Raw genomic sequence first — 24835 nt, 5'->3', positions numbered from 1 at the left:
AGCGGTGGACACCCGGTCGGCCGGGTGAGGCCCGCCCTGGACCCCTCGCCTTGCAAGCCGCCTCCGGAGAGGGCGATCCTGAGGGGGAGGCATGCCACCCCATCCTGTGGATCAAGCGCAAGGGCTGCGGAGTTTTGCGGCCATGAGCCGCCGGGGCGATCGCGCCTGCGCCTGCGCGGAGAGCGGGTTCCCGATGAGGCTTGTCGTCGATCTCAACCGGTGCCAGGGATTCGCGCAGTGCGTCTTCCTCGCCCCCGACGTCTTCTCCCTCCACGGAGAGGAAGCGCTGCTGTTCTCCCCTCGCTTCGACGAGGCACAACGGGACCGCGTGGAGAAGGCCGCCGCCGCCTGCCCGGTCCAGGCCATCCTCGTCGACTACTCCGACGAGCCGACGAAGCGGGTAGAGCCCCATGTCGGCTGACACGGACGTCCAGCTTCTGCGGCGCCAGGGCCGCATCGTCGTCGTCGGTGCCTCACTGGCCGGTCTGCGCGCCGCGGAGACCTTGCGCGAGCAGGGCTTCACCGGCTCGCTGACCATGATCGGCGACGAGCCGTTCGAACCCTACGACCGTCCGCCGCTGTCCAAGCAGGCACTGCTCGGGCGGGCCCGGCCCGAGGACACCGCGCTGCCGCGGCGACGCGACATCGACGCCGAATGGCGGCTGGGCGTCGCCGCCGAGAGCCTCGACAGGGACGCCAAGCAGGTACGGCTGACAAACGGCGACACCGTCCCCTACGACCGCCTGCTGATCACTACCGGGACCCGGGCCCGGCCCTGGTTCCACCCGGAAGAGGCCGCGCTGGACGGCGTGTTCGTGCTGCGTACCCGGGACGACTCCGCACGCCTGCGCCGGAAACTGACGTCGGGAGTGTCCCGGGTGCTGGTGATCGGCGCCGGTTTCACGGGCTCCGAAGTCGCCTCCGCCTGCCGGGAGCTGGGTGTCGAGGTCACGGTCGCAGAACGCGGCCCGGCACCGCTGGTGGGCGCACTCGGCGGAGTGATCGGCGCGGTCGCGGACCGGCTGCAGCGCCGGCACGGGGTCGACCTGCGCTGCGGCGTCAGCGTCACCGCCCTCGAGGGCGACGACGTGGGACGGCTCAGGCGCGCCCATCTGTCCGACGGTTCGGCGATCGACGTGGAGGTGGCGGTCGTCTCGCTGGGTGCCATGCGGAACACGGAGTGGCTCGCCGGCTCGGGGGTCGCGGCGGGGCCCCGAGGGGTGGCGTGCGACGCCGGATGCCGGGTGTTCGACGTCAACGGCATCGTCACCGACGACATCTACGCCGCGGGCGACGTCGCCCGCAGCCCCCACCCGCTGTTCGACTACCAGTTCCTGGCGCTGGAGCACTGGGGCAACGCGGTCGAACAGGCCGAGATCGCCGCGCACAACATGATCTGTGCGGGTCCGGACCGCCGTCCGCACCTGTGGCTGCCGATGTTCTGGTCCTCCCAGTTCGGTGTGAACATCAAGTCGGTGGGTGTTCCCTCGCTGGGCGATCAGCTGGTCGTCGCCCAAGGGTCGCTCGCCGAGGACAAGTTCGTGGCGGTGTACGGCTACCGGGGCCGCGTCATCGCCGCGGCGTCCTTCGACGGAGCCAAGTGGATGGGGTTCTACGAGCAGCAGATCGCGGACGGCGCGCCCTTCCCGCCGGAGTACCGCATGGTCGACCGCCGCACCGAGACGCTGCATCCGGTCGACCCGGCCTTCCCGGATCCCCATCTGCCCACGCATGGGGCCACGGTCACGCTGACGGGCCACTCACCGAGCGAACGGCGGGTCGCGTTCGTTCCGTCGCACGCCTGATCACCGGCCCCGCGCCGCCCGGCACACCCAGGAGACACCATGACGACCGGCACCCTCATCACGCAGATCACCGACTACGCCAACCGGGCCGATCCGTACCCGCTCTACGCGGAGCTGCGCAAGCAACCGGTCAGGCGGCAGGACGACGGCACCTACGTGGTCAGCACCTACTACGAGGTGCGGAGCGTGGCCAACGACCCGCGACTGAGCAACGACACCCGTAACCGTCCACCCGGCTACGCCCGCACGGCGGACGCGGACGACACAGGGCTGCCGCCGAGCTTCATCTTCACCGACCCACCGGTGCACGACCGGCTGCGCGAGACCATCACCCGGCCGTTCGGCCCGCCGCACAGCCCCAGATTCCTCGACGGGCTGCGCGGAGAGCTGGCCCAGGTCGTCACCGAACTGCTCGATGCCTTCGAGGGCAAGGACCAGGTGGACATCGTCGAGGACTTCGCCTACCCGCTCCCCGTCACCGCGATCTGCAAGGTCCTGGGCGTGCCGCGCGAGGACGAACCGAACTTCCACGGCTGGGCCGACGCCCTGGCGTCGTCACTCGATCCCCAAGTCGGCGAGGAGGGCAAGGAAAAGGGACAGCAGGCGCGCCAGGACCTCGGCGCCTACCTGTCCGACCTCATCGAGACCAAACGCCGGCACCCCGGCCCCGGGATCCTCAGCGCGCTCGCCCCCGACATGACGCCGGCGGACCTGGAGGCCACCGCGGTGCTGCTCCTGGTCGCCGGGCACGAGACCACCGTCAACGCGATCACCAACACGACTCTCACCCTGCTGCGCCACCCAGACATCCTCGACCGCTTCCTGAAGGACCCGGACCTGGCCGTCCCGCTCATCGAGGAAGTGCTGCGCTACGAGCCCCCGGTCCAGTTCGTGCCGTGGACCACCGCCCTGGCCGACATCGACGTCGCCGGCACCACGATCCCCAAGGGCTCACCGGTCTGGCTCATGCTGGCCGCCGCCAACCGCGACCCGCAGCGCTTCGAGGACCCCGACCGGTTCGACCCCGACCGCAAGGACAACGAGCACTTGGGCATGTACACCGGCATCCACTACTGCTTCGGCGCCCCGCTCGCCCGTATCGAACTTCATCTGGCCGTGCCCGAACTGTTCCGCCGCGTCAAGTTCTCCCGGCTGCTGGAGGACCCGCCGCCCTACCGCGCCAACGCGGTACTGCGCGGCCCCCGCCATCTTCCCGTGGCGATCGAGGGCCTCACTGCCTGAACAGCCGCCCTCGGCCGCTCCACCACGCGAGCCATGCGGGAGGGTCCGCCGACGGGGACGACACAGCCGAAGCGCCGCGTCTGCTGCGCCGCGATCTTGTCCGAGGGATCGTCGGGCAGCCGGCGCCGCGGGCCGTCCGCCTGCGGATCGCCGTGTTCCTCCGGCGGAAGAGGGTGTCAGAGGCGCGCAAGCGCCCGGCGGGCCGCGTTGTAGCCGCACATGCCGTGGGCGCCGGCTCCCGGCGGGGTCGCGGCGGAGCACAAATAGACCCCGGGGATGCCGGTGGCGTACGGGTCGAGCGCGGCGCGCGGGCGGAAGACCAGCTGCCAGGGGTCGTTGGCGCCGGACACGATGTCACCCGCGACGTAGTTCTCGTTGTGGCGGCTCATGTCGCTGGTCGACCGCACATGCATGCCCCGGATCCGCTCCCGGAAGCCGGGGGCGTACCGCTCGATCTGTGCGGTGATCGCCTCGGTGGCATCGCCGGTGAAGCCGGCCGGGACGTGTGCGTACGAGTAGACGGGGTGCACACCGCCCGCCGAGCGGGTCTTGTCGGCGAGGTACTGCTGGCCGACGAGGACGAAGGGGCGGGCCGGCATCCGGCCGGCCACCACGTCCCGCTCGGCGGCGGCGATCTCGGCCACGGTGCCGCCGAGGTGGACCGTACAGGCGGAGCGTGAGGCCTCATGGGTCCACGGGATGCCGCCTTCGACGGCGTAGTCGACCTTGAACGCGCCGGGCCCGTGCCGGTAGCGGGTGTACGCGCGTCGCACCCTCGCCGGCATCCGGTCGCCGGCGATCCGGGCGGCTGCCGCTGGTGCCGTGTCGAGCATGACCAGGTCCGGGCTGCCCAGCTCGTCCAGTGAGGTCACGCGGCGGCCGGTCTCGAACTCCACACCGTGCTCGGCCGCGCGGACCAGGACCGCGTCCCGGATCGCGGCCGAGCCTCCCTCGGCGACCGGCCAGCCGAAGGCGTGAGCGGCCGTGGTCAGGGCGACGCCGATGGCCGAGGAGGCGAGCGTGTTCAGGGGGCGGAAGGCGTGGGCCGCCACGCCGATGAAGAGCGCCTGGGCGTCGGGGGAGCCGAGGAGGCGGGCGAGCAGTGTGCCGGGCAGGCCGGCGTGGGCGCCGAAGCGGGCCAGGTGCAGGGGATGGCGCGGGACGTGCAGCACCGGTTGCAGGAACTCCTGGCTGATGGCGCCGAATCGTTCGGCGAGCGGGCCGAACGTGCGCTGCCATCCGCGGCCACCGTCGTCCAGCCCGGCGGCGGTTGCGGCGACGGACCGGACGGCGACCGCGCCGCGGCCGCCGTCGAGCGGATGGGAGAACTCGGCCGGTGCCCAGCGCCAGATGAGTCCGGCTCCGGCCAGGTCGAACCGCTCGGCGAAGGCCGAACCAGGCCCCAAGGGGTGTATGCCGGAACACTCGTCGTGAATGAGTCCGGGCAGGGTCAGCTCGCTGGAGCGGATGCCGCCGCCGAGGACGTCCGAGGCCTCGACGACCCGGACGCGTACGCCCTCGGCGGCGAGGGTGAGGGCGGCGGCGAGCCCGTTGGGCCCGCTGCCGACGACGACTGCGGTGGTCATGTGACCGTCTCTTTCCCGTCTGCGGCCCGGTGGGCCGGGTGGTGCTGGGGCGCCAGGAGACCTGGAGCGGGATGGGCCCGTCGGGCAGCCAGGGCCGCCGCTCGACGAGGTCGCGCACCTCCCACCTGCCTCGCTCGACGATGCCCAGGGCGGCGTCCATCACGAAGTATTCCTGCACAAGCCGGTGGGTGGGCTGGGATTCCACCCGGAAGACCACGAGCCCGCGCGTCGCGAAGTGCACGCGGCGCTGCATCGCCTCGATCAGCAGGTCCTCACCACGGCGCTCTACCCCACCACCGCCCGTGCCACCGCCGTCACGCCCGCCTCTCGGCGGCTGAGAACTCAGGCCGTGGCCGCCGGGCGGTTCGGGCTGGGGCGGGGGCCGATGAGTACGCGGGAGAGCAGGCGTGGGTCGGCCAGTGCCAGGGGTCCCGCGGTCATGTGGAAGAGCTGGGAGAAGGTGGTGTAGGTCCGTGGGTCGTAGGGGACGGTGTCGATCAGCCGGTCCAGGAAGCAGTTGCCGGCCTTGACCGGCAAGGCGGGCCCCGGCCGCTTCCAGGCGCGGTCGGGGACGGTCGCCATCAGCCACGAGAAGGCGGTGACGCGGGCCAGCCGCTTCTGGAAGCCGTGTCCGTCGAACGGAGTGCCGTCACGGCGACTGCGGAGCATCTGCTCCAGGAGGCGGGCCTCGAGCGCGGCGACGGTCATGCCCTGACCGTAGGCGGGGTTGAAGGTGCAGACCGAGTCGCCCAGGGCGATCAGGCCCTCCGGCCAGCGGGGAAGGCGGTGGTATGCGGTCTTGCGGTTGAGTGTGCGGGCGTAGCGCCTTACGGGGGAGGTGGGGGTGAGGCAGGCGATGGTGTCGGCGATCGGGCCGCGCAGGGTTTTCGCGAATGCGAGGAACGCCTCGTCGTCGCGGGGCAGTTGCGTTCCCCCGCCCCCGTGCAGGGTGACGTGGAGCGCGTTGTTCTCGATCCGGATGGCGTAGCAGCCCTTGCGGACGTCGGGGGCGCGCAGGGGTTCCAACAAGCCCATCCACGAGGGCCGGGGCTGCCCTGCGGGGTAGGTGTAGGTGCGTGAGGCGTAGCCGATCTGCGCGTCGACGGTCGTGATGCGGGGGCTGGGCAGGCCGAGGCCGGCCAGCCATTGCGGCAGGTGGGAGGAGCGGCCCGAGGCGTCCACCACGAGATCCGCGACGACCTCGTCCTCGCCGTCGCTCCCCTTGACGAGCACCCCCGTGGCCTTGCCGGGCGCGGCCGTGCGCAGGCCCGTCACCGCCAGCCCGTCCCGCAGGGTGACGGACCCCAGTGCGGTGACCCGCCCGCGCAGGACACGCTCCAGCAGGGGCCGGGAGAACGTCTGAATCGGCATGCCCATCGGAAGCGGCGCCGGTGTGCCCTTGGGGAGCACCGCACACAGTCCCTCGCCCCAGTCCCACACCGGTGCACCGGCCTGCTCCAGCTCCGCCCGTAACCCGGGGAAGCAGCCCTCCAGCACTTCTGCCCCCAGGGCCAGCAGACCGTGGACATGGTGCCCCTGCGGTACCCCTGGCCGCACCGCGGCCCCGCTCTCGAGCGTGTCCCGCTCAAGGACGGTGACCGCCTCGAAGTGGTCGGCCAGGACCCTCGCGGCCGCCAGCCCCGCCACGCCCGCCCCGATCACTACCGCCCGCCCGCCCCTCGTACCCCCAGGCATGTCACTCCCTCCACGCCGCGGGCCGACTCCCGCTGCTTCCGGGCCCTTCCCTGCCCCGATCGACCACAGGCTATGCCGCAAAGCGATCAACTGGTCACACTGAGCAACGAACATACTCGTCTGGCGACCGTGTCCTGGCGGAGAAGCGAGTGTGAGGATCCCGTAGACGGAGGTGAGCGTCGCCTCATTCCCCTCGGCCGCGTGTGGATCGGTCGCCCTGGGTTTCCCGGCCCTCACGAGCCTGCTGGAAGGCATCCGCGATCGTTTCGGCGGCGCCGGACAGGGCTCCCTTGGTCTTGCCGCGGGCGCCCGACTCCGTGATCCGGCCCGTGAGCTCGGTCAGCCCGGCCGGCTTGCGTGGTCCCGCTTCGAGGTCGAGGCGGTTGCAGGCCTCGGCGAAGCGGAGGTAGGTGTCGACGCTGGCGACCACGATTCGTATGTCGATCTTGAGTATCTCGATACCGACGAGAGAGACCCGCACGAACGCGTCGATCACCAGTCCACGGTCGAGAATCAGCTCCAGAACGTCGTAGAGGCCACTGGAGCCGCCCCCGCCGCTCTGCTGTGTCGCCACGGTCATCACGATCACCCCTTGTCGTCTCTCAGGTGCGGGTGACCCCGATGGCTCGCGATCAAACACCAGTACGAGGTCGACGCGGTGGGCCGGCGCCGGGGCCAGCTGTGTGCGGGTAGAGGACTGCGGCGGCCACCAGCAGAGTGCCGGGAGCGGGCCGCCTCCCCGCCGGACTGAGGCAGCACCGGCGCCGAACGGTTGGCAGTGTGGAAGGAGGACGCACCGTCCCTTCGTGGCACACCGGTATCGGAAGGCGCAGAGGGCATGAGCGAGATCATCTCGGGAGTGGAGATTCCCGACACGGCCGCGGCCGCCGAAGCGACCCGCCTGATGCGGAAAATGACCAGCGATCCAGGTCGTCCAGGCCGACGCCGAGTACGTCGGCGAGAACCCCGAGATGCGTGATGGCGATCTCCGGGCCCATCCGCCCGGGGATCGCGGGGGTCGTGTGCAGTGCGAGGCGACCAGGTGGATCAGATCACCGACGCGCATCCGCGGGGCGACTTCCAGAACGAGTCTCTGCAGGCATGCGTCGACGGGCTCAGGCACCGCCCCGAGACCGCGAACGGAACCGTCAATTCAGATGTGCTGGAGCACTTTGTACCCGGCTTCCGTCGAACAACCACGGTCGAGCGCGTCATCGGCGCTCCCTGGCCGAGCTGACTCGAAGACCCGTCCCGGATGACGACACGCATCACCGGAAGCCACCCGCCTGTTTCTCCTGGAGAGGGACCACCATGCAAGCCATCACCGTTCGGAGCCGTGACGCCGGCGTGGGAGGGCTGTCCCTGACGGACCTGCCCCACCCCCATGCCGCTGAGAACGACGTCATCGTGCAGGTGCGTGCCGCGGGCTTCACGCCGGGGGAACTCGACTGGCCGGGCACGTGGGTCGACCGTGCCGGGCGCGACCGCACGCCGACCGTGCCTGGGCACGAACTGTCGGGCGTCGTGACCGAACTGGGGTACGGCACCACCGGCCTCACCGTCGGACAGCGGGTGTTCGGCCTGGCTGACTGGACCCGCAACGGATCACTGGCCGAATACACGGCGGTGGAGGCCCGCAACCTCGCTCCGCTTCCGGCGGACGTGAGTCACACGGTGGCGGCCGCACTGCCGATCTCAGGACTGACCGCATGGCAGGGCCTGTTCACCCACGGCCACCTCATGACGGGCCAGACCGCGCTCATTCACGGCGCCGCCGGCGGTGTCGGCTCGATCGCGGTACAGCTCGCGCGCGAGGCAGGAGCCCGGGTGATCGGCACCGGACGGACCTCCCACAGGGACACGGCCCTCGGGCTCGGTGCAGACACTTTCGTGGACCTGGAGACCGATCGGCTCGAAGACTCCGGCGAGGTGGACCTGGTCCTCGACGTGTTCGGCGGCGACGTCCTCGAACGCTCGACCGCCCTCGTGCGCGCCGGCGGCACCCTCGTCACCATCGCTACGCCACCCACTGTCCAGCCCGTCGACGGGCGGGCCGTCTTCTTCGTCGTCGAACCCGACCGCGCCCGCCTCGCCGACCTCGTCCAGCGTGTCCGCGACGGACGGCTCAGGCCCGTCGTCGGGGATGTACGGCCACTGTCCGACGCACCCGCCGCCTTCACCCGCGGAGGCCGCACCGTACCCGGCAAGACGATCATCCAGCCGGGCACTGAGTAGGGATACTCATGACGCCCACCGCCGGCAGAGACGAAGATCGGCGCCATGACGATGAACGGGGCGAGACGGGTGCGGCGGAGCATGCTGCCGGTGGCGGTGCTCGCCGTACTGGCGGCGGGTTGCGGTACACAGCGGGCCGGAGACGTGACCACGGGGGGTGTGCCGTCGGGGGCCGTGGCGACGCCGAGCGTCCCTGCGGACCACCTCTGCCCCGGCGAGAGCCCCTCGCCCGTCCCGTCGGCGACCCCGACGAGTTCCACGCCGCCCACGGATCACTACGCCGAGAACCACGGCTTCATGGTTCCCTTCAAACTGCACGGTGACCGCCGCTGCCAGGGCCTCGCCGTCATCGGGCGGGTGAAGAACGCGCTCCAACCGCTGCGGAAGAAGGGTGACTTCACGCCCGAGAGCGTCTCGCGCACCATCGCGGGCCTGGGCTACCCGAACGTGCGGACCTATGAGGACGGCTCCGGGGTCGGGTTCCTCATCGAGGCCGACGACTACCCCGTGTGCGTGGAGGGAGCCGTGTCCGCCACCGCGACAGAGGCGGAAGCGTTTGGCGGCTATCCCGACCACGACGGCTGCGAGCAGCCCTCGGGTGGCCACTGACGGTGCTCCGGAACGCGGGCATCCCCCTACTGATCCAGGTCACCCGAGAGATAGCTCTCGTGGGGGAGGCGGATCCTCCGTCCGGATGACGCAGGTCAACGCGGTCCGGACCATGATCGAGTCATGTCGGTCATGCGTTCCCCGGACGACACAGTGCGTCCCGTCCCGCACCGGGCAGTCCGCCTCCACCTGAGCGGCTGGCCCGGATACACGGCTGCGGCCTGGGGGGTCCTGTTCGCGATACCCAGTTTCGTCTGGGCGACGGGCAGGACCGTCGGCGCGCAGTCGACAGTGTCGCCGTCGTTGGTGACGCTCGCTCGTGACGGAGTGCCGTGGTTCGTGGCCGTCCTGGTGGTAACCGGCTTCCTGAAACTCTTCGGGGCACTGCTCGGCATCGGCCTGACGCGGCTGCGGGGTTTGAGGATCAGCCGACCCATGGTGTTCTGCGGCGGTGGCGCGGCGACCCTGCTCACCTGGCATGGCGGCCTCTTCGTCGTGCACGGTGTGCTGGTCAAGGCTGGGGCCCTGGCCGTCGAGCCGGACCTGGCCGCGCTGACCGGCTGGTACCTCTACCTGTGGGGGCCGTCGTTCATCCTCGGTGGTCTGGCCTTCGCCGCCGCCACCTCGCAGTACGTCCGTCAATGCGGTGATCGGCGCGAGCTGCGGCTCTACGGCGCTGTGGGCGCGCTCGGTGCCCTGGCGCTGTCCGTGGCCTCGACGGCTACCGGGATCGGTTGAGAGCCGCCACGCAACTGCTGGTCACGGCGCACGTGTCAGCCGATGTGCCAGGTGAGGCTGCCGCCGTTGTTGGCGGCGACGACGAACATCACGACCATGAGAACGATGTCGACGATCCCGAGGCCGATGTCCCACTTCGCCATCAGGGACCCGGTCTGACGCAGCGCCACAGCGCCGAATACGACCGCCAGCGGCCCCAGGATGATCGGCAGGAAGAAGAGGCCGACGATGCCGCAGACCAGTCCCGCGATCGCCAGTCCGCTCGTCCGGCTCGTCTCGTGCGTGCCTGTCCTACTGGAGAATGACATCGGTATCTCCCAAACTGTCGCGGTTGGCTTCTTTTCTCTCGTTCGGTTCCTTTCTGGTTGCCCGTCACGGCCGGGTCATGCCTACACACTGCGCGAGCAAGTCCCTGAACGTGAACAGAAGTTGACACCCACCTCCACAGCCGCCCCTCGTACCGGCCGGCAAGGGGCGCGCCGGCCGAACCCGCCGGTACCGCGGCTCTGACCCTGCGAGCCGTAGGGTGGGCCGCCCCTTCTAGGATCTGTAGCAGAAGTTCACTCCCGCAGCGGATGTTGATGAAAGGGGCGAGATGGTCTACGGCTCGCACGCCACGAAGACCGGTGGCCTGTTCACCCCTGGACCGGCACAGGCCGCCCGGCCTCGGCGCCTGCTGGGGGAACCCTGGCTCGCCGCGGTCGCGTTGGTCTTCATCGCTGCCCAACTCGTCGTCGCCAGCTCCGGTATCGGTCTCGGCTGGGACGAGACGGTCTACGTCAGCCAGGTCAGCGGCCACACCCCCGCCGCGTTCTTCAGCGCGCCACGAGCCCGCGGCATCTCACTCCTCGTCGCCCCGATCGCTTCATGGTCCGACTCGACCACCCTCCTCAGGGTGTACCTCGCCGTCCTGTCCGGCGTGGCCCTCTACTTGGGCCTGCGCGTCTGGCGCGCCCACGTCATGCCGGGTGTACTGGCCCTGTCGGGCGCCCTGTTCGCCTCTCTGTGGGTGACGCTGTTCTACGGTCCTGAGGCCATGCCCAACTACTGGGTCGCCATCGGCGCCCTGGTCGGCGTGGGCTGCTTCCTGCGCGCCCGCGAAAACGGCCGGGACCGGGCGGCGTGGTGGGGAGTGTTCGCGGGAGCGGCGCTGATGGCATGGATGCGCCCGATGGACGCCGTCTACGTGGTGCTGCCCCTGCTGGCCCTCGGATTGCGACGCCCACGTCTCCTGCTCGTGCTGGCCGCCGGGCTGATGGCGGGTGCCGGTGAATGGGTGATCGAAGCGTACGTCAGCTACGGCGGGCTCGCGCAGCGCCTCTCCGACGCCTCCCGCATACAGGGCGGCCTCGGCTGGCACCTGGCCGTCATCGACCAGCTGCGCAGTCTCGGCGGACGTACGCTGTGCCGGCCCTGCACCGGATCGCTCCCCAGCCCTGTCGTGACCCTGTGGTGGTACGCGCTGCCGCCGCTCGCCGCCCTCGGCGCGGTGGCCGCCGTTCGCGCCCGGCGTGCGCTGCCGGTACTGCTCCCCGGGGCGTGCGCCGTCACGGCCGCCGTTCCCTATCTCTTCCTCATCGGCTATGCGGCCCCCCGCTTCCTGCTGCCCGCCTACGCCCTGCTCGTTCTTCCCGTCGGGAACGGTCTCGTCCACCTGGTCACGGCACCGGCCGGTCGGATCGCGCGCACCGTCTGCGCCGGTCTGCTGGCGATCGGTCTGGTGGGGCACCTGGCCGTGCAGGGCGTCGTCCTGCAGCGCACCGTGCACGGTTCCGGAGCTTCACGGTCCGACTGGTCCCGCACCGCCGAGGCCCTTCACAAACTCGGCGTTCGGCAACCCTGCCTGCTCAGCGGCTATGAGGCCGTACCGATCGCTTTCTACACCGGCTGCGGCTCCGCCCAGACCTCGGGCCACGACGCCAGCACCACGACGGCCGAACTGAAGCGCGCCGCTCAGCGGCAAGCCTTCGCCGTCCTCGTGCCACGGGGTGGCCGTCCGCCCGCGTATGCGCGCAAGTGGTCCAAGGAACGCGTCGGCGTTCTGCAGGCGTACGTGGCGCCCGGCGTCCGACGGGAAAGGTGACCGTCGTCGTCCCGAGACCTTGTCCGGCGGCGCCGACGCCACCTACGGCTCGTCGCCGCTGATCGCCGTTCCCCGCGAGCCGCCTCCACGCCAGCGGCCGCTTCGGGCGATGCGCTGCAGCTGCTCGGTGAATGCTCGCGCCGCTGCGGTTGGGGGCGCCGGTGGTGGAGTCGGAAGAGGCTCACAGCCTGGAGGGCTACGACGTCATCGGCTTCGGCTCGGGGATCTTCTCGCAGAAGTTCCCTGCGCGTATGCGACGGACCTCCCCCGTCATTACTGCCTCCGCTGCTGTTGCGCCTGCCTCATCCGAGCACACGTCAACCGCCGGGGCGCGTGCGGGGCGGGGATCAGGCCGAGACGGACTCCGACACGGACTTCGGCAGCCGGAGGCGAATCACGCTGGTCCTAGGGTGTGTCGGCAGTGCTCTAGGTTGGCTGATGTGAGTAAGCGGGGGCGGAGTTATCGATATGCCGGACCGGTCGAGCTGCGGGCTGCGGTCCGGCCTGGTGCCGGCGGGCGTCGGATCGGCTCGGCGGCCGACTTCGGTGCATGGGTTATGGAGCAATCGGCGGCGGAGTTGGCCGAACCGTTCACCTTCGTGGTCGGTATGGACGGTGTGCTTCGACTGGCGCCCCGGCGAAGCGAGCACGTGGCCTGTGCCGGCGGAGACGTGGTGCTGAGTGCCGGCGAGATCAGCTTCATGCGCGAGTCGGGCCGGTGGACCGTGAGCGAGGTCAGCAACCAGTCCACCGGGTACTGCCCGGACGTCACCTCCTGGCCGGAAGTCGCCCGCGCTCTGGACGCTGCAGAGCTCCGGCGGCCCTCCGGCTTCACCCACGAGGTGGTGTTCCGGCGGTGCCCGGACTGCCAGGAGCACAACATCGTCCGCGAAGACGACTTCGTCTGCGTCTTCTGCGGCAGCGATCTGCCCGCGGCATGGAACGTGGATCCCGCCGCGTGACGCCCAAGAGTCACAGCCACTCGCGGATGGCAGCGACGAGTACGGTCGCCTCGTAGCGGACGGCGAAGCTGTCATCGCGCGCGACGACGTCCGGCATCGATGGGCGCGACAGACCGTGAAATCGACACTCAGGTCCCACACGATCGCACCCTCCGCATCGGCCAGGGAGTGGAGCGGGGAGGATCCGGTGCCGGGTGCCGTCCCGCTGCCACCGGCGGAACAGGTCATAGCCCCGGCCCCACGGCCCCGTACTCGACGCGCACTTCCGCCACGGAACTTCCGACACACGGCCTCACAGCACCCACCCGAAAGCCTGGTCGTAGCCATAGCCCCTTGCTGGCGGTCTCGACTGGCTACTCCTCGGGCTCCCAGGCGATCAGCTGCTCGAACACCCGCTGGTCGCCTCCGATCTTCAGATCGCTCAGCGTGAGGCGGCCCCAGACGAAGAGGAGCAGCTGCTCGGCCGTGCCCGTGGCCGAAGCGGAGGCGGGCGCGGCGTCGTCAGTGAGGGGTGCGGGCCAGGCGCCGGTGCCGTCCAGCGTGAGGAGCCAGGAGCGACCCTCGGTGGCGTGGTAGTGGATGGTAGCGGCCTCGTGCGGCCAGGCCGCCGGGGTGGAGTTGCAGGTGTCGAGAAACTCGGCCACGCCGTCGATCGCGAGGTCCGCCGGCATCGGCTGCACGGCGCCTGCGGCGAGCTGGGCGTCGTAGGTGTGCACCAGCACTTCATGCACCCGGCGCCGGGCAACGCCCCAGGCATTCGCCGGCGACACGCCGGCGGCCCACCACGTCCAGCACTCGCGCTCGGGGCCGGCCTCGCGCAGCGCACTCAGCAGCAGCTCGTTCGACTCGGCGTACCAGGCCAGCAGCGCCTCGAGTTCGCGCGGCGCCCCCGCGGCGTCCTTGGCCGGTGGAGCCTCGGCCGGGCCCGCGGCGACGATCGCGGCCCACCAGCGCTGGCCCGCACCCAGGTGCTGCACCAGATCGAACAACGTCCACTCGGGGCAGGACGGCACCGGCACGTCGAGGCTGGGCGCGGCGGCAACCGCACTCCGGAACGCGGCCGACCGCTCGCCGATCAGTTGCAGCAGCGCGGAATACTCAAGACTCTCTGTCACATCGCTTACCTATCAGCGCAGCTCCGCCGACCGCACCCTATTTCGGTCATCGCCCGATGCGGAGTTCCGCACGGCTCTCCAGGGCTGGCGCTCTTCCGCGTACGACGACCGGCAGAGGGAATTCCTCGATGTCAAAGAAGCGCAGGTGCCATGGCCGGGCGGCGGCCCTCGGCGCAGGACAGCTCCGGGGAAGTGATGCCATATCCATCATGGCAGGTCAGAGCGTGTTTTCGTAGGAGGAACGGCACAGCTGATCAGCCTTGTTCGGCCCTCTCGGGGGCACGCAGAATCTCCGTCATGAATCAGCCGGGGAGAGTCGATCAGGACGACATCGTGTGGGCGCGGAATGTGCTGCTCGGGTCGGGACACCGCACGACGCGCCAGGAGGTGGACGCCTACCGGGTGCTCGCTCAAGTCAGCCCCGCCTCGTACCTGCCTCTCTTGGCCAGGGCCCTGCAACGTCTGAGCTACGACAGCGGCGCCGGCGAAAGGCATCCGGCCTGTCTCGCACTGTGTGAGGAGGCGGTGGACGTGGCGCGGTCCATCGATCCGGCCGAACCCAACCGTGCGGATGTTCTGTTCGAGGCCCTCAACTCCTGCCAGCAAGAGCTGTACACCGTGGGCAGACGCGCCGAAGGACTCGCGATGCGCGCCGAGATGCTCGCCATCGGCCGTGCACAGGCCGAACTGACCAAAGACCCCGTGGTCAGAGGGCTGCGTCAGTGGGCAGCCGGACTTTCTGAGGAAGGCCGGTATGCCGAGGCTGCCGATGCCATGACCGAGTTGGTCACATCGCTGCTGCCCAAGGGGCACGGAAGCGGGAGCCTCGCCTGGTCACTCATGGAGTGGATCGCCGCTCTCCACGACGCCGGCCGGTCCGAGGAAGCACTCGCCGCGTTCGAGACACTCGTCAGCATGGAAGCGGCCGAGGCCGCGAACGACCGCGGCTCCATGGCCTGCCATCTCTACTCCCTCATCGGTTACGCATGGATGCTCGACACCAACGGCCTGGACGAGCGGGCGGCCCTGGTGCGGCAAGAGGCACTTGTCCTGCTGACAGAGTTGGCCGAGACGGGTGAGCGCAAGACCTGGAGCGGCTATCAATCGACGTTCTGGGCGGTGCTGCTGTCTTTCGCCGGTGCCGAAAACGACCGGCCTGCCTCCGATGGCCCGCGCCCCCCTTCGGGGGCAACGCTCATGCAGTGGTCGCCCGACGCCAGACAGCGCTACTTCGGCAGCCGTCACGCCCTTCGCGAAGAGGTGGACCTCGTTGCTGCGCGAGCCGCCGAAGACCCGGGCCGGCATCTGGCCGAACTGGTCCGGCTGCACCGGATCCTCACCGTCCGCTCGGCCGTCTACTGGGAAAACCGCACCCACTTGTTCCCGGAGCGAGTGCGCTCCCTGTTCGACGACGGAGTAGACCTGGCCCGCCGGCTGTTCCAGCACGCCCCGGCAGACGGAACGCGCACACTGGCCAGGGCCCTGATCGACCGGTCGACCTTCCACACCGCCGCTGGCGAGTTCGGGCCGGCCCTCGATGACTTCCGCCAAGCGCTGCGCCACTTGGGGGAAGCCAACTGACCTGAGCCGTCCAACATCCGCCCCGGGACTCGCAATACGAGCAACTCGCGACATACGAGCAAGTCCCCGATCGGCGCCCTGCGTTCACAGGCTGAGGTCGTCGGGCGCGTGCATGACTCGGCACAGCCGGCCCTGATGCGCACCGCCCTGATCAGTTCGTCAGCGCGAGCAGTACGCCGGCCCCGGCGAAGGCCGTTCCGCCCAGCATCACGTGGGGCGAGAACTGCACGCGGTGTCCCTGCTGGTCGACGAAGGCGATGACCGGCACCAAGTCGTGGCCGTCGGACCAGTCATCCGTCGTGTTGTCGACCACGACTCCCCGTGCGCGAATACCGGCGCGCTTCAGCTGCCACACCACGACCGACTCCCGCACCCCGAATCCGAGCAGCAGCAGGGCAACCGCACCGCACACCACCACACCCGCCGTATCGCTCACCGTCGACCGCCCCTTCCACTCCGCCCCGAGTCCCGGCACTCGGGGGACGCGGCACCCCAGAGACCGGTTGCACAAACGGACGCCCCGACTCCCGGTTCACCGGATCCCCTGCCGCCCCACACCAGGCCCATAGCCCGTTGGACACACCCACGTTGAATCCTGTTCGGCCGAAGTGAATGTCTCTGTCCCTCGAGCGGGGGAGTGGAGTTGCCCATCCGGGATTTGGCGGATCACGATGGGACTCGGTATCCCGGTGGGATTCGACACCACTGGACTGGAAATCCCCGGCTGGTTCACCGTCATGTGCATCGCGATGAGCCTGGCCGTTCGCCGAGTCCGGCTTCGCCGGTGTCTCGATCCGCCAGATCGCGGACATCTTGGACATCAACTCCGCCAGCTTGTAAGCGCATTACCCCTCCAAGGGACGCGCTGCGGGAGCGGTGCCGCCGGATACTCGCTGACGTCCTGGAACTGGGCTTGCGTCAGGAAGAGTTCGCCATCGAGGATGTGCTTCTGACGGTGACCGCGATCGGTGGTCTCGGTGTGCAGGTCGCCCAGTGGTTCGGCCCCGGCCTGGACCGCACGCGCGAGCAAGTCGCCCAACAGTACGTGCAGTTCGCCCTGCGTATGGTCGATGCCGGTAGCTGACCACCCGCCCCCCGTCCGCCCCTCCACACCCAGGAGCAACCATGCGACCGGTCCTCGTCACCCGCCAGGGTGCCGTCCGCGGCATCACCGGCCCGCACGGCACCACCTGCTTCAAGAACATCCCCTACGCCGCCGCCCCGACCGACTCCCTCCGCTTCGCCCCGCCTCGCCCGCCGGACGCATGGGACGGGATACGCGACGCCGGTGCCTACGGCCCCACGGCGCCGAAGGCCCCGTACGCCCCGCCGATGGACCGCCTCATCCCCGAGGTCGATATCCCGGGCGAAGAGTTCCTCAACCTCAACGTCTGGACCCCGGATCCGTCCGGGAGCGCTTCGCTGCCCGTCATGGTCTGGGTCCACGGCGGCGCCTTCAGCAACGGATCGGGTTCCCTGTCCGGCTACGACGGCTCCGCCTTCGCCCGCGACGGCGTCGTACTGGTGACCCTGAACTACCGCCTGGGAGCCGAAGGGTTCCTGCATCTCGGCCCCGAGGACACCGCCCCTGCCAACCTCGGCCTGCTCGACCAGATCGCCGGCCTGGAATGGGTGCGCGACAACATCGCCTCTTTCGGCGGCGACCCGGGCCGCGTCACCGTCTTCGGCCAGTCGGCCGGGGCCATGAGCATCGGCGCACTCCTCGCCATGCCCGCGGCCAAGGGCCTCTTCCATCGCGCCGCGCTGCAGAGCGGAGCGGCCCATCACGCCTTGTCCACCGACTCCGCCGCCCTGATCGGGACCCGGCTGGCCGCCCTGCTCGGGGTGCCGCCCACGCGACCGGACCTCGCCGCCGTGCCACAAGAGCTGCTGCTGGCCGCCCAGCAGCAGTTGCGCTCGGACATGTCCGCGCGCCCCGACCCGGCCCTGTGGGGTGAGGCGGCCCTCAATCTGATGCCTTTCGAACCGGTGGTCGACCGCGCCACCCTGCCGAGGGCACCCGCCGAGGCGGTCGCGGACGGTACGGCCGCGGACGTCGATGTGCTGGTGGGCTGCACCCGGGACGAGTTCCGGCTGTTCACCGTGCCCACCGGGCTGGCCCCGCTGGTGACCGACGAACTCCTGGAACGCGGGGCAGCGGCGTACGGTCTGTCGCCGCAGGGGATGCTCACCTATCGCGCGGCGTTCCCCGGTGCGACCCCGGGCGAGCTGCTCGCCGAGATCGCCACCGACTGGTTCTACCGCCTGCCCGCCCTGCGCCTGGCCGAGGCCCAAGCCCGCCAGGGTGCCCGCGCCTTCGTCTACGAGTTCGCGTGGCCGCCCCTGCCCCTCGGTGGAGAACTCGGGGCGTGCCATGCCGTCGACGTCCCCTTCGTCTTTGACAACCTGGCCGACCCGGGCTTCACCCCCCTCCTCGGCGACACGCCTCCGCAGCACCTCGCGGACAGCATGCACGCCGCGTGGGTGGCCTTCGCCACGACTGGCGATCCCGGCTGGCCGGCTTACGGCGAACATGACCGCACCGTACGGAACTTCGGCTCCATGCCTACTCTTGCCCACGCTCCTCGCGAGCACCTACGAGCCCTGTGGGACGGCCTGCGCTGACGTGCCCGGGCCGTTCGAAGCCGAGTGCCACGGCGGACGGAGATCGTGTATGTGCCGGCGAGCAGCACCACCGGGCTGACCGTGCAACAACGATCAGCCCGCCGCAGTGCTACGCCGCGTCGCAACCCGGATGAGTTGTGACGGCGTCCCGGGCCCGGCACCCCCCGCTCCCGTCGCATCGCGACGAAGTTCCCGGTGATTCGGTGATCACCTCTGCATGGGGAAGGACGAGCAAGGAGACTGGCTGCGCTGTCAGCCCGGTGTGGTGGATGCGTAGGATCCGGTGCGCAGTTCGTCCGCAAGGCTCGGCTCGACCGGCCTCCAGCCGAGTACCCGCTCGGCGCGGGAGGGATCTATCAGGGAGGAGCGGGCGAGAACGTCGGCGAGGGGCCCCATCATCTGCTGAGCCTGCTCGAGTGTGATCCGCAGGGCGCGGGCCTGGGTGATGTGAGCCACCGCCTCGGCGATCTCCCGCATGGAGGTACGGCTCCGGGACGCGGCGTTGACGACAAGACCCGGCTCGCCGTGGGACAGCGCGGCGACATACAGCCTGGCCAGGTCGTCGACGTGGACCGAGCCCCACTCGTTGCCGCCGTCACCGATGTAGGCGGTCACCTTCCTCTCCCGTGCGTTCGTGATCAGCCCCTGAAGCAGTGCGGTGCCGCCGCGTCCGTAGATCAACGCGGCCCTGATCACCGTCACCGCCGGTCCGTCGGCGGCCAGCACCTGCCGCTCGCCCAGCACCTTGTACGGCTGGGCCGAACTCCCGGGCTCGACGGGGGTGTTCTCATCGACTGCCAGGCCATCCCCACCGGGGTAGACGAGACCGGTGCTGGTGTAGACGAAGGGACGACCTGGCTTCAAGCCGGAAAGCATGGCCGCCAGCGCGGGCTGCTCCACCTCGTGCATGGCGGGATTGCTGAAATCCACCGCCGCGTGAACGACGGCGTCCGCTTGCGCGGCAGCCAGGTACAGCGTCTCCGTGTCCGCGAGACTCCCCGGCACCGCCTGCGCACCCGACGCGGAAACCCGGTCCCGCGCCGCCAGCGACCGGGCGAGGGCGCTCACCTGGTGGCCGGACGCGATCAGGTGCTCGGTGAGCACCCCGCCGAGATAGCCGCTTGCACCGGTCAGAAAGATCCGCATCGTGATGTCCTTCGTCGTCGTCGTTGGCGGCGGCCGCCGTTGTGACGGCCACCCCTGCTCAGCCTCGGTGCGCGGCTCGGGCTTATCCAGGGACCATCGGTCCGTGGCTGGGTGCGGCCCATGCCGCGGCAGGGCCGTAGCGTGGGGTCATGGACAAGCACGCGATGGCGGCTTTCCTGCGCAGCAGGAGAGAACAGATCCGGCCGGAGGACGTGGGCCTGCCGCGGGGAGCGCGGCGCCGCACTCCAGGGCTGCGGCGGGAGGAGGTCGCCCAGCTCGCACATATATCAACGGACCACTACAGCCGTCTGGAGCAGGCCCGCGGGCGCCACCCCTCACGCCAGGTCCTGCAGGGCATCGCGCGTGCACTGCGCCTGTCCGATCAGGAGCGTGCGCACCTCTTCTCGCTGGCCGGCGAGGTGGAGCACAACCGTGACCGGCTGCCTTCGCGCGAGGTCGCCCCCGCCACCGCAGCGCTTCTGAAGCGCCTCGCCGACACCCCCGCGCTGGTGGTGGACAACACCTGCCAGGTGCTTGCGTGGAACCCGCTCGCCGCCGCCCTGTTCGAGGATTTCTCGGCCCTGCGGACAGCGGACCGCAATATCCTGCGCCGTATCTTCCGCCCCCACGATCAGGACCCGACCACCTACAGGATCACTGATCGTCAGCGCCTGATGACCACCGCTGTCAGCTATCTGAGGGTCGCCGCCACCCATTACCCGGACAGCGCCGAGCTGCGCTCGCTCATCGCCGAACTCACCGCCACCAGCGCGGACTTCGCTCGGCTGTGGAACTCCCAGGAGCTCCGTATCGACCACCATGTCCGGCAGGTCTTCCTACACCCTCAAGTCGGTCCGATCGAGCTGGACTTCGATGTCCTCACCGTTCCGGACCGCGACCAGCAGGTGGTGATCTTCACGGCCGAACCAGGTTCCAGTGCCCACCAGAACCTGCAACTCCTCAAGGTCATGGACACCCAGCGGATGGACGCACCCGTCTGAGCCCGGACGGGTGCGCCCTGGACCACGGTCGACGCTGTCTCGAAGGACTGGTCGGGGGAGAGGGATCTCGCAGCGGTGTCGGCACGGCGACGGAACTCTGGGCCGCGAGCGATGGGCGACTCGACCTGTCACGCGCTCCGGGTTCGTCGCTGACCTCCTCTCACGGAGCAGAAGGCAGGACTCCGGTGACGAAGTCAGCGAGTTGCGCCCGCATCCTTTCGCGCGGCACGTGCTCTTGTCCGGCCAGGTGCTCGACGAGGTCGGCCCGGGTGGCGGCGAGCAGGGCGTGGGCGGTGAAAGCGCTGTCGGTCAGACCGGGGATCTGCTCCAGCACGCTTTGGAGGAGACGGTGCCACCGCTCGTAGTGCTCCGCCTGGTACGGGCTGCTGCTCCCGCTTTCCTCCAGGGCCAGCGCGAGACGCCGGTTGTCGAGTTTGAAGCACAGGACGGCGTCGAGCAGGGCGGGTACGCGCTGGTACGGGGGAGTGGCGGGCCCCAGCGGCGGGGGGCCGGCTTCGACGGCCTCCCTGATCGGTTCGAGCCGTGTCTCGTACAGCGCGCGGAGGAGCCCGGCGCGATCGCCGAAGGCCCGAAAGAGCGTGCCCTTGCCGACGCCTGCCGCTGCGGCGATGTCGGCCATGGTGACGTCCTCGGGGCTCTCGCAGCTGACGAAGAGGGCGTCGGCGGCCGCGAGGACGGCCTCCCGGTTGCGTAGGGCGTCCTTACGGGACTTGCGCTCGGGCATGTGGCTCCTCCATTGCAAAGCGGACCAGCGGTCCGTATCGTGAAAGCGGACCCACGGTCCGCATTCTATCGAGCTGGAGGATACCCATGTCCGCACCGACCTCCCCGGCGGATCTGTACCGCCACAGCCTGCGGCTGCTCCTCGACCGGGACATCCCCGGCTGGGTCGCCCTGTGGGCCGAGGACGGCCTCATGGAGTTTCCCTTCGCCCCCGAGGGCTGGCCCGAGCGCCTGGAGGGCAAGGAGGCCATCGCCGCCTACATGCGTCACTACCCGGACCACATCGAGCTGCACGACTTCCCTGCCCTGCGGATCCACCAGACCACCGATCCCGAGACCGTCGTGGTCGAGATGCGCGGTGTCGGCCGCCTGGTGGCGACGGGCTCTCCCTTCGACATGACCTACATCGCCGTGGTGACCGTTCAGGACGGGCACCTCACCTCCTACCGCGACTACTGGAACCCCCTCGCCGTCACGGAGCCCGGCATCGACTTCACAGGGAGCAGCCGATGACCACGACCGGTACCACCTTGGTCATCGGTGCCACCGGCACCACCGGCAGCCGCACCGCCGCTCAGCTGACAGCCGCCGGCCACCGCGTCAGAGCGGCCAGCCGACGGGCCGCCCTGGTTCCCGGCGCCGAGCCGGTTCCCTTCGACTGGTACGACAGCGCCACCCACGCCGCCGCCCTCGACGAGGTCGACCGCGTCTACCTCATTCCGCCCCTGGGCGACTCCGACCCCGCGGCGATCATGCTGCCGTTCCTCCGCCAGGCCCGCGCCACCGGCGTGCGCCGCGCGGTGCTGCTGAGCTCCTCGGCCATCCCCGAGGGCGGCCCGGCGGTCGGAACGGTGCACCAGGCTCTGCCCGAGCTGTTCGAAGAGTGGGCGGTACTACGCCCCTCGTGGTTCATGCAGAACTTCACCAGCGCGCACAGCCACGCCGTGAGCATCCGTGAAGACGGCATCATCTCGACGGCGGCCGGAAGCGGGAGGGTCGGCTTCGTCGACGCAGAGGACATCGCGGCCGTCGCCGTCCGCACTCTGACCGACGAGCAAGCCCCCAACACAGACCTGATCCTCACCGGCCCCGAGGCGCTCAGCTACGACGACATCGCCACCATCGTCACCGACGTCACCGGCCGGCGGGTGATCCACCACCGTCTGTCCTTCGAGCAGATGCGAGATCAGCTTGCGACGCTGATGCCGGTGGATTTCGCAGCGATGCTGGCCGGCCTGGACCGTGCCATCGCCGAAGGGGCGGAGGACCGCGTCACCGACACCGTGCAGCGCCTCACCGGTAGTCCTGCGCGGGCCTTCCGCGCCGTCCTTGAAAGGGAGATGCGATGAAGCAGCTGATGTTCGAGGACGATCAGCAATTCTGATACGAGCCCCAGCGCACTCTCGGCCTCGCCGTCCGGGAGGGAAGGGCGGCGCCGTCCTGGACGGGGTGCGGCGTGCGACGCCTGCTGATCTGCCTCAAGCTATGAGAGGCGGCCCTGCGCAGGCTGCCTCGCATCTCGATCGCCCGCGGGTCTATCGCCAGCGTCCGGCTCGGCCCGGTCGGCCCGCCTCGCCCCAAGCCAGGGAGGCGAACTCGGGCACCTTGTCTTCCTCCAGGTCCGACCTCGCCGCCCTGCGTCGGCTGCACGCCGGCGAGTCAGTGATCTTGTTGGGGACCGTCGCTTCTTCGATCCGTCCGACGGTCACCCGAGGCGCGGGCAGCCCGGCGGCCGCGCTCGCATGGTGTTCGAGCTGGTCGAATCCGCTCAGGCGCGATGGCGCGCGATCACCGGCGCCCACCTGGTGCCCTTGGTCTCCGCCGGCGCTTTCTTCGAGAATGGCCACCGGATCGAACGCCCCAAACGGACCGCCACCTGACCACTCAACAGATCGACATCGGCCAACCACGAACCGGCCACACGCGACTGTCCGTCACATGTGCTGCATCCACACGTTGGGCTCCACGTAGATGCCGTGATCGCTGGCCTTGTCGACATGGAGCAGGCTGAGACCCTGTGGGATGACGTAGTCGCCCGTTTCCGGGAAGGCCATACCCGTCCACTTCTCCCACTCGGAGACCGTGCCGGTCATCGTCTGCGAGGCTGGGGCGGCGGCGATGATGCGCGCGCCGAGACGTTGGTGGGTGCGGATCCACGGGTCGAGCGAGGTGCCGTCCGGGCGGGTCCATCCCATGAACGACTCGATAGGAGCCAGCGGGTACTGCGACTTCAAGGTTGGGCGGACTGGGGCGATCACCCGCGGCCAACACTGCTCAACGGCGAGTCGCCGCAGCGCAGAGAGCGTCTCCCCGGCCAGGCCGCGGCCCTTGAGGGAGGGCGTGACCACGGCGCCGCAGATCACCAGGGTGTCCGGCTCGATGCCCTGTTCGCGGTGCTCAACGGCGCGAATGGCGGCGTCCGTGTAGCCGGAGGGCAGCGTCTCCACTTTCCCGTCCCAGCGGATCGGTATCCCCCAGCCGGCGGCGACCGGCACGCCGCGCTCGTCGACCAGCATGAGGTTGAGTTCGGTGAACCACTCCCGGACCCGGCCGATGTACTGCTTGGCCAGCCGGTCAGCGGTGATGAACTCGGGGAATCCCTCGCTGAACAGCTCTTCCAGCTGCTCGTCGGGCCACTCGTGCGCGTCAAACAGCTTCGTGATCAACCTCATGGGCCGTTTGTAGCGCATCTCAGCTCACACTGGCCAGGCGGACCGCCACCGCGATGCGTTGCAACGATGCCTGAGCGACGGGGGACTCAGATCAGAACTGAAGGCGACAACTCAGGTCTTCTGAGTGGCATCACACACGATCCCGATCAGGGCCGTCCCCCGACCGGGTGTCGGGACCCGCTTGAGTTTCGCCGGGTCGACGGAGAGCAGGGAACCACAGCGCGTCGGCGGAGTGTGGGCTTCGAGGTTGGGAGGTATGCGGGTCGCCTGGGGCGGGGCAGGCAAGATGAGGTCCCCGATCAGTGGAAGAGGGCCTTGGGATGGGTTACGAACTGCATGCAGTGATCGCAGGCGACGAGCTGCTCCGTGGCTGGGCACGGGGCGTACCCGAAGCGCAAGTGGCGCCGCTTCGCCAAGGCCTGTCCCTGCTGCCGATCACAGATGAGCTCTTTGACTCGGTCACGGACGGCAGCCCCAAGGGGGCTCTAGGGTTCTGGCGGCTGCCGGGAGGCTTCGAGGAGCTGCTCGCGCGGTGGTCCGCCGCAGGGCCGGTCGCCTATGTCGAAGCCGAGTACTTCGGGGGCGTCGGCGAGCAGCGAGCCGCCGTCTGGGTGGATGGGACACTGGCATTGGGGCCGCTGGATGAGCCGACGAGGAAGCGCTTCTCGCGTCCAGTCAGCCCGATCTCGCAGGCTCTTCGGCGGCTCGGCGCGAGGAGAACCCTGGGCGAGGACGAGTTCGAGGCCGTGGGACTGGACAGCCATCGAAACAATGAGGACTGGCTCTCTTCCACCGCCCCTTACTGATCATTCAGAACAGGGTTCGGAGCCGGTCGCAAGTAGACCTTGGAGCAGGTGAGTTGGAACGGGCACGGGTGGTGGGCGCTCGTATCTCAGTTGCGGATGGGCAGGCACCGACACCCGCAGAACTCGGCCGCCGCCAAGCGCAATTGCCGGCCACCCGCACCAGCACCGACTCACCGGCTCATTCTGAAAT

At 69.8% G+C, this 24835-nt stretch carries 25 protein-coding genes and 2 pseudogenes; 17 read left to right on the top strand and 10 right to left on the bottom strand.

The genetic code is table 11. The features are described from left to right. The first annotated feature begins 193 nt into the window (after positions 1-193). Genes FHS34_RS41090 through FHS34_RS41080 form a run of 3 tightly spaced genes read left to right on the top strand, consistent with a single transcriptional unit; the run spans position 194 to position 3047 of the window. Positions 194-421 carry a ferredoxin gene (locus FHS34_RS41090; protein ID WP_053659297.1) on the top strand — a complete coding sequence of 76 codons (228 nt, stop codon included), beginning with the start codon at positions 194-196 and terminating at the stop codon, positions 419-421. After that, positions 411-1805, top strand: coding sequence for an NAD(P)/FAD-dependent oxidoreductase (locus tag FHS34_RS41085; protein WP_184975821.1), 1395 nt, complete (start codon positions 411-413; stop codon positions 1803-1805). The genes FHS34_RS41090 and FHS34_RS41085 overlap by 11 nt, the downstream gene beginning before the upstream one ends. Positions 1806-1844: 39 nt before the next feature. Next, a complete protein-coding gene (locus tag FHS34_RS41080) occupies positions 1845-3047 on the top strand; it encodes a cytochrome P450 (protein ID WP_184975818.1) in 1203 nt (400 codons plus the stop codon). 176 nt (positions 3048-3223) lie between these two features. On the opposite strand, the gene FHS34_RS41075 is transcribed toward FHS34_RS41080, so the two are convergent. The 4 genes and pseudogenes from FHS34_RS41075 to FHS34_RS41060 form a co-directional block, all read right to left on the bottom strand. Continuing rightward, complete coding sequence (locus tag FHS34_RS41075; protein WP_184975815.1) at positions 3224-4633, bottom strand: phytoene desaturase family protein; 1410 nt, start codon at positions 4631-4633, stop codon at positions 3224-3226. Between the two features lie 70 nt (positions 4634-4703). Next, positions 4704-4895 (bottom strand): annotated as a pseudogene (locus tag FHS34_RS44325) (DUF3556 domain-containing protein); the annotation flags it as partial. 80 nt (positions 4896-4975) lie between these two features. Beyond that, positions 4976-6328 (bottom strand): FAD-dependent oxidoreductase, encoded by a 1353-nt coding sequence (locus FHS34_RS41065; RefSeq protein ID WP_184975812.1) that lies wholly within the window; start codon positions 6326-6328, stop codon positions 4976-4978. A 184-nt stretch (positions 6329-6512) separates the two neighbouring features. Then, positions 6513-6908, bottom strand: coding sequence for a gas vesicle structural protein GvpA (locus FHS34_RS41060; protein ID WP_184975809.1), 396 nt, complete (start codon positions 6906-6908; stop codon positions 6513-6515). A gap of 462 nt (positions 6909-7370) precedes the next feature. Here FHS34_RS41060 and FHS34_RS41055 point away from each other — a divergent pair, with 462 nt between their 5' ends. The 4 genes from FHS34_RS41055 to FHS34_RS41040 all read left to right on the top strand — a co-directional run bounded on the left by FHS34_RS41055 (position 7371) and on the right by FHS34_RS41040 (position 9910). Further along, positions 7371-7565: a hypothetical protein gene (locus FHS34_RS41055; RefSeq protein WP_221510106.1), complete on the top strand. Its 195-nt coding sequence runs from the start codon at positions 7371-7373 to the stop codon at positions 7563-7565. Between the two features lie 74 nt (positions 7566-7639). Next, positions 7640-8563: an NADP-dependent oxidoreductase gene (locus tag FHS34_RS41050; RefSeq protein WP_184975806.1), complete on the top strand. Its 924-nt coding sequence runs from the start codon at positions 7640-7642 to the stop codon at positions 8561-8563. A gap of 45 nt (positions 8564-8608) precedes the next feature. Next, positions 8609-9172: a hypothetical protein gene (locus tag FHS34_RS43245; RefSeq protein ID WP_225817974.1), complete on the top strand. Its 564-nt coding sequence runs from the start codon at positions 8609-8611 to the stop codon at positions 9170-9172. A gap of 123 nt (positions 9173-9295) precedes the next feature. Next, a complete protein-coding gene (locus FHS34_RS41040; RefSeq protein WP_225817971.1) occupies positions 9296-9910 on the top strand; it encodes a DUF3995 domain-containing protein in 615 nt (204 codons plus the stop codon). Between the two features lie 35 nt (positions 9911-9945). On the opposite strand, the gene FHS34_RS41035 is transcribed toward FHS34_RS41040, so the two are convergent. Further along, positions 9946-10218 carry a DUF4190 domain-containing protein gene (locus tag FHS34_RS41035; protein WP_184975803.1) on the bottom strand — a complete coding sequence of 91 codons (273 nt, stop codon included), beginning with the start codon at positions 10216-10218 and terminating at the stop codon, positions 9946-9948. Between the two features lie 287 nt (positions 10219-10505). Here FHS34_RS41035 and FHS34_RS41030 point away from each other — a divergent pair, with 287 nt between their 5' ends. Together FHS34_RS41030 and FHS34_RS41025 are read left to right on the top strand one after the other, a co-directional pair. Further along, positions 10506-11993 (top strand): hypothetical protein, encoded by a 1488-nt coding sequence (locus FHS34_RS41030; RefSeq protein ID WP_184975800.1) that lies wholly within the window; start codon positions 10506-10508, stop codon positions 11991-11993. A 440-nt stretch (positions 11994-12433) separates the two neighbouring features. Beyond that, positions 12434-12955: a hypothetical protein gene (locus FHS34_RS41025; protein WP_184975798.1), complete on the top strand. Its 522-nt coding sequence runs from the start codon at positions 12434-12436 to the stop codon at positions 12953-12955. 353 nt (positions 12956-13308) lie between these two features. On the opposite strand, the gene FHS34_RS41020 is transcribed toward FHS34_RS41025, so the two are convergent. Then, positions 13309-14070 (bottom strand): maleylpyruvate isomerase family mycothiol-dependent enzyme, encoded by a 762-nt coding sequence (locus FHS34_RS41020; protein WP_184975796.1) that lies wholly within the window; start codon positions 14068-14070, stop codon positions 13309-13311. Between the two features lie 297 nt (positions 14071-14367). Here FHS34_RS41020 and FHS34_RS41015 point away from each other — a divergent pair, with 297 nt between their 5' ends. Further along, complete coding sequence (locus FHS34_RS41015; protein WP_184975794.1) at positions 14368-15651, top strand: hypothetical protein; 1284 nt, start codon at positions 14368-14370, stop codon at positions 15649-15651. Positions 15652-15802: 151 nt separating this feature from the next. Here the strand turns inward: FHS34_RS41015 and FHS34_RS41010 are convergent, their stop codons facing one another. Further along, on the bottom strand, positions 15803-16087 hold the full coding sequence (locus FHS34_RS41010) for a hypothetical protein (protein ID WP_184975791.1): 285 nt from the start codon (positions 16085-16087) through the stop codon (positions 15803-15805). 201 nt (positions 16088-16288) lie between these two features. Here FHS34_RS41010 and FHS34_RS43660 point away from each other — a divergent pair, with 201 nt between their 5' ends. Together FHS34_RS43660 and FHS34_RS41000 are read left to right on the top strand one after the other, a co-directional pair. Then, on the top strand, positions 16289-16735 hold the full coding sequence (locus tag FHS34_RS43660; RefSeq protein WP_308288347.1) for a TetR-type transcription factor C-terminal domain-containing protein: 447 nt from the start codon (positions 16289-16291) through the stop codon (positions 16733-16735). 41 nt (positions 16736-16776) lie between these two features. Then, positions 16777-18276, top strand: coding sequence for a carboxylesterase/lipase family protein (locus tag FHS34_RS41000; protein ID WP_184975785.1), 1500 nt, complete (start codon positions 16777-16779; stop codon positions 18274-18276). 252 nt (positions 18277-18528) lie between these two features. Here FHS34_RS41000 and FHS34_RS40995 read toward each other — a convergent pair whose 3' ends face one another. Further along, complete coding sequence (locus FHS34_RS40995; RefSeq protein ID WP_184975783.1) at positions 18529-19422, bottom strand: NAD-dependent epimerase/dehydratase family protein; 894 nt, start codon at positions 19420-19422, stop codon at positions 18529-18531. Between the two features lie 149 nt (positions 19423-19571). Between FHS34_RS40995 and FHS34_RS40990 the strand changes: the two genes are divergently transcribed. Next, a complete protein-coding gene (locus FHS34_RS40990) occupies positions 19572-20423 on the top strand; it encodes a helix-turn-helix transcriptional regulator (protein WP_184975780.1) in 852 nt (283 codons plus the stop codon). A gap of 160 nt (positions 20424-20583) precedes the next feature. Here the strand turns inward: FHS34_RS40990 and FHS34_RS40985 are convergent, their stop codons facing one another. Beyond that, complete coding sequence (locus FHS34_RS40985) at positions 20584-21168, bottom strand: TetR/AcrR family transcriptional regulator (protein WP_184975778.1); 585 nt, start codon at positions 21166-21168, stop codon at positions 20584-20586. Positions 21169-21254: 86 nt separating this feature from the next. Here FHS34_RS40985 and FHS34_RS40980 point away from each other — a divergent pair, with 86 nt between their 5' ends. The 3 genes and pseudogenes from FHS34_RS40980 to FHS34_RS40970 form a co-directional block, all read left to right on the top strand. Then, entirely contained in the window at positions 21255-21680 is a 426-nt protein-coding gene (locus FHS34_RS40980) for a nuclear transport factor 2 family protein (RefSeq protein WP_184975775.1), read from the top strand. Next, positions 21677-22516: an NmrA family NAD(P)-binding protein gene (locus FHS34_RS40975; protein WP_184975772.1), complete on the top strand. Its 840-nt coding sequence runs from the start codon at positions 21677-21679 to the stop codon at positions 22514-22516. The genes FHS34_RS40980 and FHS34_RS40975 overlap by 4 nt, the downstream gene beginning before the upstream one ends. 343 nt (positions 22517-22859) lie before the next feature. Continuing rightward, a pseudogene (locus tag FHS34_RS40970) lies at positions 22860-23047 on the top strand (IS256 family transposase); the annotation flags it as partial. 54 nt (positions 23048-23101) lie between these two features. Here FHS34_RS40970 and FHS34_RS40965 read toward each other — a convergent pair. Then, a complete protein-coding gene (locus tag FHS34_RS40965; RefSeq protein ID WP_184975769.1) occupies positions 23102-23839 on the bottom strand; it encodes a hypothetical protein in 738 nt (245 codons plus the stop codon). A gap of 320 nt (positions 23840-24159) precedes the next feature. On the opposite strand from FHS34_RS40965, the gene FHS34_RS40960 reads away from it, so the two are divergent. Beyond that, positions 24160-24645, top strand: coding sequence for a hypothetical protein (locus FHS34_RS40960; RefSeq protein WP_184975766.1), 486 nt, complete (start codon positions 24160-24162; stop codon positions 24643-24645). The last annotated feature ends 190 nt before the right edge of the window (positions 24646-24835 follow it).

The organism is Streptomyces echinatus (assembly GCF_014203595.1).
In the GTDB taxonomy this organism is placed as follows: Bacteria; Actinomycetota; Actinomycetes; order Streptomycetales; family Streptomycetaceae; genus Streptomyces; species Streptomyces echinatus.
Note: the sequence above shows the minus strand (reverse complement) of the source record. Positions and strands in the feature narration are given on the sequence as shown.

What these genes read in the sequence shown, in the direction of transcription:
- FHS34_RS41065 (WP_184975812.1), bottom strand. Translation starts at nt 6,328, where the DNA reads ATGCCTGGGGGTACGAGGGGCGGGCGGGCGGTAGTGATCGGGGCGGGC.
- FHS34_RS41000 (WP_184975785.1), top strand. Translation starts at nt 16,777, where the DNA reads ATGCGACCGGTCCTCGTCACCCGCCAGGGTGCCGTCCGCGGCATCACC.
- FHS34_RS40980 (WP_184975775.1), top strand. Translation starts at nt 21,255, where the DNA reads ATGTCCGCACCGACCTCCCCGGCGGATCTGTACCGCCACAGCCTGCGG.
- FHS34_RS40965 (WP_184975769.1), bottom strand. Translation starts at nt 23,839, where the DNA reads ATGAGGTTGATCACGAAGCTGTTTGACGCGCACGAGTGGCCCGACGAG.
- FHS34_RS41030 (WP_184975800.1), top strand. Translation starts at nt 10,506, where the DNA reads ATGGTCTACGGCTCGCACGCCACGAAGACCGGTGGCCTGTTCACCCCT.
- FHS34_RS40990 (WP_184975780.1), top strand. Translation starts at nt 19,572, where the DNA reads ATGGACAAGCACGCGATGGCGGCTTTCCTGCGCAGCAGGAGAGAACAG.
- FHS34_RS40985 (WP_184975778.1), bottom strand. Translation starts at nt 21,168, where the DNA reads ATGCCCGAGCGCAAGTCCCGTAAGGACGCCCTACGCAACCGGGAGGCC.
- FHS34_RS41075 (WP_184975815.1), bottom strand. Translation starts at nt 4,633, where the DNA reads ATGACCACCGCAGTCGTCGTCGGCAGCGGGCCCAACGGGCTCGCCGCC.
- FHS34_RS41060 (WP_184975809.1), bottom strand. Translation starts at nt 6,908, where the DNA reads ATGACCGTGGCGACACAGCAGAGCGGCGGGGGCGGCTCCAGTGGCCTC.
- FHS34_RS41085 (WP_184975821.1), top strand. Translation starts at nt 411, where the DNA reads ATGTCGGCTGACACGGACGTCCAGCTTCTGCGGCGCCAGGGCCGCATC.
- FHS34_RS40995 (WP_184975783.1), bottom strand. Translation starts at nt 19,422, where the DNA reads ATGCGGATCTTTCTGACCGGTGCAAGCGGCTATCTCGGCGGGGTGCTC.
- FHS34_RS41015 (WP_184975794.1), top strand. Translation starts at nt 14,368, where the DNA reads ATGAATCAGCCGGGGAGAGTCGATCAGGACGACATCGTGTGGGCGCGG.
- FHS34_RS43245 (WP_225817974.1), top strand. Translation starts at nt 8,609, where the DNA reads ATGACGATGAACGGGGCGAGACGGGTGCGGCGGAGCATGCTGCCGGTG.
- FHS34_RS41050 (WP_184975806.1), top strand. Translation starts at nt 7,640, where the DNA reads ATGCAAGCCATCACCGTTCGGAGCCGTGACGCCGGCGTGGGAGGGCTG.
- FHS34_RS41090 (WP_053659297.1), top strand. Translation starts at nt 194, where the DNA reads ATGAGGCTTGTCGTCGATCTCAACCGGTGCCAGGGATTCGCGCAGTGC.
- FHS34_RS40960 (WP_184975766.1), top strand. Translation starts at nt 24,160, where the DNA reads ATGGGTTACGAACTGCATGCAGTGATCGCAGGCGACGAGCTGCTCCGT.
- FHS34_RS41035 (WP_184975803.1), bottom strand. Translation starts at nt 10,218, where the DNA reads ATGTCATTCTCCAGTAGGACAGGCACGCACGAGACGAGCCGGACGAGC.
- FHS34_RS40975 (WP_184975772.1), top strand. Translation starts at nt 21,677, where the DNA reads ATGACCACGACCGGTACCACCTTGGTCATCGGTGCCACCGGCACCACC.
- FHS34_RS41040 (WP_225817971.1), top strand. Translation starts at nt 9,296, where the DNA reads ATGTCGGTCATGCGTTCCCCGGACGACACAGTGCGTCCCGTCCCGCAC.
- FHS34_RS41080 (WP_184975818.1), top strand. Translation starts at nt 1,845, where the DNA reads ATGACGACCGGCACCCTCATCACGCAGATCACCGACTACGCCAACCGG.